The 7,857-nt window shown below is 73.8% G+C and carries 9 protein-coding genes, 1 tRNA gene and 1 pseudogene; 2 read left to right on the top strand and 9 right to left on the bottom strand.

Annotated features, from left to right (window positions below; all coding sequences use genetic code 11):
- A pseudogene (locus H5J33_RS16400) lies at positions 1 to 371 on the top strand (SAM-dependent methyltransferase); the annotation flags it as partial.
- Between the two features lie 64 nt (positions 372 to 435).
- Here the strand turns inward: H5J33_RS16400 and H5J33_RS16395 are convergent.
- The 7 genes from H5J33_RS16395 to tsaB all read right to left on the bottom strand — a co-directional run bounded on the left by H5J33_RS16395 (position 436) and on the right by tsaB (position 5,579).
- Positions 436 to 1,491, bottom strand: a complete 1,056-nt coding sequence (locus H5J33_RS16395; protein ID WP_181795646.1) for an LCP family protein — start codon at positions 1,489 to 1,491, stop codon at positions 436 to 438.
- A gap of 162 nt (positions 1,492 to 1,653) precedes the next feature.
- Positions 1,654 to 2,691, bottom strand: coding sequence for a LacI family DNA-binding transcriptional regulator (locus tag H5J33_RS16390; protein ID WP_181795645.1), 1,038 nt, complete (start codon positions 2,689 to 2,691; stop codon positions 1,654 to 1,656).
- 169 nt (positions 2,692 to 2,860) lie between these two features.
- A tRNA-Gly gene (locus tag H5J33_RS16385) sits at positions 2,861 to 2,933 on the bottom strand.
- A 115-nt stretch (positions 2,934 to 3,048) separates the two neighbouring features.
- Entirely contained in the window at positions 3,049 to 3,306 is a 258-nt protein-coding gene (locus H5J33_RS16380) for a hypothetical protein (RefSeq protein ID WP_181795644.1), read from the bottom strand.
- Entirely contained in the window at positions 3,303 to 4,400 is a 1,098-nt protein-coding gene (tsaD, locus tag H5J33_RS16375; RefSeq protein ID WP_181795643.1) for a tRNA (adenosine(37)-N6)-threonylcarbamoyltransferase complex transferase subunit TsaD, read from the bottom strand. The genes H5J33_RS16380 and tsaD overlap by 4 nt, the downstream gene beginning before the upstream one ends.
- Positions 4,393 to 4,893: a ribosomal protein S18-alanine N-acetyltransferase gene (gene rimI / locus H5J33_RS16370; protein ID WP_181795647.1), complete on the bottom strand. Its 501-nt coding sequence runs from the start codon at positions 4,891 to 4,893 to the stop codon at positions 4,393 to 4,395. The genes tsaD and rimI overlap by 8 nt, the downstream gene beginning before the upstream one ends.
- Positions 4,894 to 4,922: 29 nt before the next feature.
- Positions 4,923 to 5,579 (bottom strand): tRNA (adenosine(37)-N6)-threonylcarbamoyltransferase complex dimerization subunit type 1 TsaB, encoded by a 657-nt coding sequence (gene tsaB, locus H5J33_RS16365; RefSeq protein ID WP_181795642.1) that lies wholly within the window; start codon positions 5,577 to 5,579, stop codon positions 4,923 to 4,925.
- A gap of 132 nt (positions 5,580 to 5,711) precedes the next feature.
- On the opposite strand from tsaB, the gene H5J33_RS16360 reads away from it, so the two are divergent.
- On the top strand, positions 5,712 to 6,269 hold the full coding sequence (locus tag H5J33_RS16360; RefSeq protein WP_181795641.1) for a hypothetical protein: 558 nt from the start codon (positions 5,712 to 5,714) through the stop codon (positions 6,267 to 6,269).
- 30 nt (positions 6,270 to 6,299) lie between these two features.
- Here the strand turns inward: H5J33_RS16360 and tsaE are convergent, their stop codons facing one another.
- Positions 6,300 to 6,818 (bottom strand): tRNA (adenosine(37)-N6)-threonylcarbamoyltransferase complex ATPase subunit type 1 TsaE, encoded by a 519-nt coding sequence (tsaE, locus tag H5J33_RS16355; RefSeq protein WP_181795640.1) that lies wholly within the window; start codon positions 6,816 to 6,818, stop codon positions 6,300 to 6,302.
- A partial coding sequence (locus tag H5J33_RS16350; RefSeq protein ID WP_181795639.1) for an alpha/beta fold hydrolase occupies positions 6,778 to 7,857 on the bottom strand: 1,080 nt, incomplete at its 5' end. The genes H5J33_RS16350 and tsaE, both read right to left, overlap by 41 nt.

The following is a 7,857-nucleotide window of genomic DNA, read 5'->3' as shown; positions in this document are numbered from 1 at the left end:
CGGTGGGGCGGTACCTGTACGAGCCGGACGGCGCGGTCATCCGCGCGCACCTGGTCGCGGAGGTGGCCGAGGAGGTCGGCGGCGGACTGCTGGACGCGACCATCGCCTACGTCACCGCGGACGAGCCGCACCCCACGCCGTACGCCACCGGCTACGAGATCACCGACCGGCTGCCCTTCAACGTCAAGCGGCTCAAGGCGCTGCTGCGCGAGCGCGAGGTCGGCACGCTGACCGTGAAGAAGCGCGGCTCGGCGGTCGAGCCGGAGGAGCTGCGCCGCAAGGTACGGCCGCAGGGTCCGAACGCGGCCACCGTCTTCCTCACCCGGGTGGCGGGGGCACCGACGATGCTGATCGGTCACCCGCTGGACTGACCCGCCCGGCGCGGCGGCAGCGCGCGCTCCGAACGGTCCCGGGCCCTCCCGGGAGCCGCCGAGCTCAGCGCAGGGATGCCCAGAGTTCGCTCGCCCGGGGTTCCTCGGGGATCACCCGGTTGGGGTCGGAGGGGGCCGTGACGACCGGCATCGTCACCGTCGTCACCCGGTCGGCGGTGAGGCCCTTCAGGCTCCGGCCGAGGCTCGTCAGCTCGCCCAGGGAGTCCAGTCCGGTGTCGGTGGTCAGGCCCGCGGTGGCGGCGTCGGCGACCCGGTAGAGCCGGGCCGGGTCGGTGAGCAGTCCGGCGTCCGAGACCTGCTCCAGCAGGGCCTTCACCAGCGTCTGCTGGAGCCCTATGCGGCCCAGGTCGCTGCCGTCGCCTATGCCGTGCCGGGTGCGGGCGAGGGCCAGGGCCCGCGTCCCGTCGAGGTGGTGGGTGCCGGCCGCGAGGCGCAGGTGGCTCTTGTCGTCGTCGATGTCCTGGCCGGTGGTGACGTCGACCCCGCCGAGCGCGTCGACCAGCCGGGCGAAGCCGGAGAAGTCGATTTCGAGGTAGTGGTCCATGCGGACGCCGGTGAGGGTCTCCACGGTCTTCACCGCGCACACCGGACCGCCCACCGCGTAGGCGCTGTTGAACATCACGCCGTACGCCGGTGCCGAGGTGCCGCCCGAGCCGAGCGGGCAGGAGGGGCGGGTGACGAGCGTGTCGCGCGGGATGCTGACCACGGTCGCCGCCGTCCGGCCCGCGTCGAGGTGCACGACCATGGCCGTGTCGGAGCGGGCGCCCTCGCTGTCCCCGCCGCCCAGCTCCCGGTTGGCCGCGCCGCTGCGCGAGTCCGAGCCGAGGACCAGGATGTTCAGCGAACCGGTGGGCACCGGGGCGGCGTCGGCCGAGGCGGCCGGCGCGGGGGTGAGCATGGCGCGGGCGGGCCGGTCGTCACCGAGCGCGCTGTCGATGTCGACGCTCGTGATGTTGTGGTTCAGGTGCCGGTACGCCCAGCCCGCCGCCGCCACGGCCAGTACCAGGGTGCCCGCCAGGGTCAGGCCGGCGATCCGGAGCGCCCTGGGCCGCCGGCCCGTCCGTCTGCCCGCGTCGCCTTGCTCCTCGTGTCGCGTCACGACAGGAACATAAGTCCGAATGATGAACGGGTTGTTAGCGCTTTCGGCGTAAGCCGGTTTTCTTGTGGAATTCTCATCCGGCGGCCCGAACACCGGGCCGTCGGACGAGCGTTGGCGCGGGGACGGCCGCGCCGGGGCCGCCCCACTCGGTACGTCGGTACGTCAGCTTCCGGCCGGCGCGGGAGCGGCGGTGCTGGAGCGCACCACCAGGCTCGTCGCCAGCTCGACCCGGGTCGTCGCCCGTTCGTCCTCGGCCCGCCCCAGCTCCAGCACCAGCCGGGCCGCGGCCTCGGCCATCTCGGTCAGCGGCTGCCGCACGGTGGTCAGCGGCGGCCCCACCCAGCGGGCGACCGGCAGATCGTCGAAGCCGACCACGCTGAGGTCCTCCGGTACGCGCAGGCCCAGCTCGCGGGCGGCCTCGTACAGGCCGAGGGCCTGGAGGTCGTTGCCCGCGAAGACGGCGGTGGGCCGGTCCGGGCGGCGCAGCAACTGCAACCCCAGGCGGTACCCGGCATCGTGGTGGAAGTCACCGGTCAGCACCAGCGAGGGGTCCACGGGCAGCCCGGCCGTCTCCAGCGCCGCCCGGTAGCCGTCCATCCGGGCGCGGCTGCCCATCATCCGGGACGGGCCGCTGATGGCGCCGATCCGGGTGTGCCCGAGCTCCACCAGGTGCCGGGTGGCGGCCAGCCCGCCCTGCCAGTTGGTGGCGCCGATGGAGGGCACGTCCGGGCCCGGGTCGCCGGCCGGGTCCATCACCACGAACGGGACGGAGCGGCTGGTCAGCAGGGCCCGCTGGGACTCGTCGAGGTCCGACAGCACCAGCACCACGCCGTGCGGGCGGCGGGCGGCGACCTGGTCGGCCCAGGTGCGGCCGGGGGTGAGCCGGCCGGCCGACTCGGACAGCACCACGCTCAGCCCGGCGTCCCTGGCCACGTTCTCCACGCCCCGGATGACCTCCAGCGCCCAGGCGCTCTCCAGCTCGTGGAAGACGAGGTCGATCAGCGGGGAGCGGGAGGCCTCGGCACGCCGGCGCCGGTAGCCGTAGGCGCGCAGCAGCTCCTCGACCCGGGTGCGCGTCGCCGGGGCGACATCGGCACGGCCGTTGAGGACCTTCGAAACAGTCGGGGCGGAGACCCCGGCCTCCCGGGCGATCTCGGCGAGGGTCGCCGTCTGTCCTGCTGCGGGCTTCGGAGGCTTCATACCGGCGATCGTAGCGTCGCGGAAGCGTGCGACGAAGAATCGTGCACCGCCCAACACTTCGAAACTTTCGAACCAGGGTCCGAAAATTTTCCGACACTTTCGAACACCGTCCACTCCGGTACGCAACGCGAACACCCCGCCTCCGGTTTCCCGGGGGCGGGGTGTCGAGTGGAGCGCCGGGCAGGCCTTGCACCTGCATCTCCCCGCAGGAAGCGGGGCGTCTTTCCTTGGACCACCAACGCACTGGCTTCGGGCCGGTGTTCCGGCCGTTCGCTGTGTGATGATCATAGCGCAGGATGGGGGTCTCTCCGCAACTCGGCAGTCACACAGGCCTCACCAGCCTCAAGGTCCCCGGCGTCAGTCGTCCGCCACCGACTCGAACCGCCACCGGTGCACGCCCCGCGTCACCAGCTCCGGGTCCGGCTCGGGCAGCTCCGGGAGCGGGGCGTCGTACGGCGCGTCCCACCAGGTGACGACCAGCACCCGGTCCTGCGGCGCGCGGAAGGTCTCGCGGCGCAGCGGCTCCTCGGCCAGGCGCTGGGCGCGGGCCCAGGCGAGCAGCTCGGCGCCCCGCCCGTCGGCGGCCCGCGCCTCCCACATCAGTGCGACGGTCACGAGTACAGGTTCTCCTTGCTGACCTCGTGCACGTGGTCGTGGCCGTGGCCGTGTCCGGGGACGTGCGGGTCGGTCACCGGCAGGGAGGAGTCGGCCGACAGGTCCCAGTCGGAGGCGGCCCGGTTGCGGGCGACCATCTCGGCGCCCAGCGCGGCCACCATCGCGCCGTTGTCCGTGCACAGCTTGGGCCGCGGCACGCGCAGCCGGATGCCGGCCGCCTCGCAGCGCTCCTGGGCGAGCGCGCGCAGCCGGGAGTTGGCCGCGACACCGCCGCCGATCATCAGGTGGTCCACGCCCTCGTCCTTGCAGGCGCGCACGGCCTTGCGGGTCAGCACGTCGACCACGGCCTCCTGGAAGGAGGCGGCGACGTCACGGACCGGGACCTCCTCGCCGGCCGCCCGCCTGGCCTCGATCCACCGGGCCACGGCGGTCTTCAGGCCGGAGAAGGAGAAGTCGTACGCCGGGTCGCGGGGGCCGGTCAGACCGCGCGGGAAGGCGATGGCCTCCGGGTCGCCCTCCTTGGCGTAGCGGTCGATGACGGGACCGCCGGGGAAGCCCAGGTTCAGCACGCGGGCGATCTTGTCGAAGGCCTCGCCGGCCGCGTCGTCGATGGTCGCGCCCATCGGCCGAACATCGGAGGTGATGTCCGCGGACAGCAGCAGCGAGGAGTGGCCGCCGGAGACCAGCAGGGCCATCGTCGGCTCGGGCAGCGGGCCGTGCTCCAGCTGGTCCACGCAGATGTGCGAAGCGAGGTGGTTGACGCCGTACAGGGGCTTGCCGAGGGCGTAGGCGTACGCCTTGGCCGCCGAGACGCCGACGAGCAGGGCGCCCGCGAGACCGGGGCCCGCGGTGACCGCGATGCCGTCCAGGTCCTTGGCACCGACCCCCGCCTCCTTCAGCGCGCGGTCGATGGTGGGGACCATCGCCTCCAGGTGGGCCCGGGACGCCACCTCCGGCACGACACCGCCGAAGCGGGCGTGCTCGTCGACGCTGGAGGCGACGGCGTCCGCCAGCAGGGTGGTGCCGCGGACGATGCCGACGCCGGTCTCGTCGCAGGAGGTCTCGATGCCGAGGACGAGAGGTTCGTCAGTCATTGATCTCGGTTCCTTGTACTGGGTCGGACCCGGCGGCGGTACCGCTGTCGGATCCCGTGGTCAGGCGCATCACCAGGGCGTCCACGTTGCCGGGCTGGTAGTAGCCGCGCCGGAAACCGACGGGGACGAAGCCGAAGCGTTCGTAGAGCTTCTGGGCGCGGACGTTGTCGACCCGGCACTCGAGCATCACGTCGGGGCACTCGAACGCGGTCGCCGCGCGCAGCAGTTCCGCCAGCAGGCGGGCGCCGAGGCCGGTGCCCTGGTGGTCGCGGGCGACGGCGATGGTCTGGACGTCGGCCACGTCACCGGCCGCCGCCAGGCCGCCGTACCCGACGATCCGGCCGTCGGCGGACTCGGCGACGAGGTAGCACCGGGTGGACTCGGGGCCCCGGGCGTGGGCCAGTTCGGACCAGAACATCCCGCGGGACCAGGCGTCCTCGGGGAACAGGTCCCGCTCCAGCTCCAGGACCGGGTCGATGTCCCACCAGCGCATCTCGCGCAGTCGGGGAGGTGCCGGCTGTGTCACTTGGGGGTGACCACCTTGTAGTTCTTGGGGACCTGGGCGTCCGGACGGCGCAGGTACAGCGGCCGGGGCGCGGGCAGCTCCTCGCCCGCGGCCAGCCGCTTCGCCGCGAGCGAGGCGAGCGCCGCGGCGGACACGTGCTCGGGCTCGTGGGCGCTCGGGAACGTGTCCGGGTAGAGCAGCGCGCCCGCGCCGACCGCGGGCAGGCCCGCGACCCGCTCGGCGATGTCGGCGGGGCGGTCCACGGCCGGATCGGTCAGCCGGGTACGGGAGTCGGCGTACGTCGCCCAGTAGACCTCCTTGCGCCGGGCGTCGGTCGCCACGACGAAGGGGCCCTCGGCGATGTCGGCGGCGTAGGCGAGGCCGTCCAGCGTGCACACGCCGTGCACCGGGACGCCGAGCGCGAGGCCGAAGGTGTCCGCGGTCATCAGACCGACCCGCAGGCCGGTGTAGGGGCCGGGCCCGGTGCCGACGACGATGCCGGTCACGGACTCCAGCTTCAGTCCGGCCTCGGCGAGGACCCGGTCGACGGCCGGCAGCAGCAGCTCTCCGTGCCGGCGCGCGTCCACCTGGCTCGACGAGGCGACGACGTCCGTGCCGTCGTGCAGCGCGACGGTGACGGCGGGTGTGGCGGTATCCAGAGCGAGCAAGAGCACGCGAACAGCCTACGGCGCCCGCGGCTCGCGCACGGCCGCCCGGGACGAACGGCCACCGGCTGCTACGGTCTCCACGAATACGACATATGCCTCAAAACAGGCTTGACGGACGCGAAGCAGAGGTGGGCGCAGGTGGCAGGGACCAGCTCGGCGATCGTGGCCGGCCTCACCGCGGCGGCCCTGGGAACGGTCGGCTTCCTGGCGCTCAGGGCCCAGGCGACCGTGCCGGCCGAGCTGCGCGACGGGACGGCGGCGAGCGCGTCCGCGGCGGCGAAGACGAAGGCGCCCCGGGACCGGCGGCACCCGGCCGCGCTGCCGGACGGCTCCGGAACGGGCGAACGGGTGGTGTACTCGGTGGACGACGACCGGGTCTGGCTGGTCGCCCCCGGCAACCGGGTGCGGCGCACCTTCACGGTGCGTCCGGGCAGCGTCGACCCGGCGCCGGGCACCTACTGGGTCAGCTCCCGCTCCCACACGGCCACCGGCACCGACGGCCTGCCCGTCGAGCACGTGGTGCGGTTCACCAGCGTGGACGGGGTGGTGATCGGGTTCAGCGCGGCCGTGCACGGCGGATCGGACCCGGCGGCCGACCCGAACGTGAAGACGGGCGGGATCCGGGAGAGCCGGGCGGACGGCGACGCGCTGTGGCAGTTCGCCACCATCGGGGTGCCCGTGGTGGTGATCCGGTAGGGCGCCGTGCCGCAGGCCGGACGCGGGCGCTCAGCCCGTCAGCGCCTCCAGGTCCGCCTCCGACCACCGCTCCCCCAGCCCGGTCAGCGTCACGTGCCGGACCTCGTCCGTCGTGTCGCCGACCGCGCGGTGGATGACGACCTGGAGGCGGTCCTCGGTCAGTTCCTCGACCTTGCCCTCGCCCCACTCCACGACGATCACCGAGTCGGGCAGCGAGACGTCGAGGTCCAGGTCCTCCATCTCGTCCAGGCCGCCGGCCAGGCGGTAGGCGTCGACGTGCACGAGGGGCGGCCCGTCACCGAGGGACGGGTGCACCCGGGCGATCACGAAGGTCGGCGAGGTGACCGCGCCGCGCACCCCGAGGCCTTCGCCGAGCCCGCGGGTCAGCGTGGTCTTGCCCGCGCCGAGCTCCCCGCTGAGCATCACCAGGTCACCCGCGCGCAGCAGCCCGGCCAGCCGCCGGCCCAGCTCCCGCATCCGCTCGGGGGAGGTGATCGTCAGCCGGATCTCAGCGGCCTCGTGCGCTGCTGGTGCTGCTGGTCGTTCCATAGCCACTTACGGTAGCCCCTGCGGGCACCGCTCCGGCGCGGGTGAGCAGGTCGGCGAGCCGGTCGGTGACCACCTCGGGGTGCTCCAGCATCACCAGGTGCCCGGCGTCCGGTACGAGCACCAGCTCGGCGTCGGGCAGCAGGCCGGCGATGGCCTCGCTGTGCTCGCTGGGCGTGACCAGGTCCTGCACGCCGGCCAGCACCAGCACCGGCCGGTCCCGGAAGCAGGAGAGCGCCTCCGTCTTGTCGTGGTCGGTGAAGGCCGGGTAGAACTCGGCGACGACGTCGATCGGCGTGGACTCGATCATCCGCTCGGCGAACCGCTCCACCGACGGATCGACCTCCCGGCCCGCGAACGAGTACCGCTTGATGATCCCGGCGAACAGGTCGGCGGTGGCCCGGCGCCCCTTCTCCACCAGCTCCGCCTGCCGGCCGAGCACCCTCAGCACCCCGGGCAGGATCCGGCGCACCGCGTTGACGCCGGCCACCGGGAGCCCGAAGTTGACCTCGCCGAGCCGTCCGGACGACGAGCCCACGAAGGCGGTGGCGACCACCCGGTCCCGGATCAGCTCGGGGTACTGGGCGGCCAGCGCCATCACCGTCATCCCGCCCATCGAGTGGCCGACCAGCACCACCGGGCCGTCGGGGACGGCGGCGTCCAGCACGGCCTTCAGGTCCCGGCCGAGCTGGTCGATGGTCACCGGCACCCGGTCCCGGGTCTGCGCCACGCCCCGCCCGGACCGGCCGTGGCTGCGCTGGTCCCAGTACACGGTCCGCACGACCCCGCGCAGGGCGGCCCGCTGGAAGTGCCAGGAGTCCTGGCTGAGGCAGTAGCCGTGGCAGAAGACGACGGTGACCGGGGCGGGCGCCTTGCGGCCGAAGAGCCGGCGCCGGCGCGGGGAGACGTCCGGGCCCGGGTCGGGCTCGGCCTCGTCGACCTCGTAGTACAGCTCGGTGCCGTCGTCGGCGTACGCCGTGCCGGGGGTGCCGCGCAGGGTGCCGTACGGGCCGGCCGCGTCCAGGGCCAGCCGGGCCTTGCG

This window comes from Streptomyces sp. WELS2, assembly GCF_013870595.1.
GTDB lineage: Bacteria > Actinomycetota > Actinomycetes > Streptomycetales > Streptomycetaceae > Streptomyces.
Note: the sequence above shows the minus strand (reverse complement) of the source record. Positions and strands in the feature narration are given on the sequence as shown.